The following is a 281-nucleotide window of genomic DNA, read 5'->3' on the forward strand; positions in this document are numbered from 1 at the left end:
CTGGTGGATTACGCCGCTGACGAAACCAATGGTGGCTTTGACGGGGTCACGGTCAATCTTGCGAAGGGATTTGCGATCGATGGTTTCGGGGACAGGGACACGCTGAAATCGATCGAAGATGCGTTCGGAACAATCTACAACGACAAGCTCGTTGGCGACGGCGGTGAGAATTTCCTAGCCGGACTGGAGGGACGAGACACTCTGATCGGAGGCAAAGGGAATGATACCCTGAGCGGCGGCGAAGGGAACGACATCCTAAAAGGCAAGGGCGGCGCAGATGC

The 281-nt window shown here is 56.6% G+C and carries 1 protein-coding gene; it reads left to right on the forward strand.

What is annotated here, in order from left to right; genetic code table 11:
• On the forward strand, window positions 1–281 hold a 281-nt coding region (locus AB9K37_RS00015), incomplete at both ends, for a calcium-binding protein (RefSeq protein ID WP_369835040.1).

Origin of the sequence: Donghicola sp. XS_ASV15 (assembly GCF_041224595.1) — a bacterium.
Taxonomy (GTDB): Bacteria; Pseudomonadota; Alphaproteobacteria; order Rhodobacterales; family Rhodobacteraceae; genus Donghicola.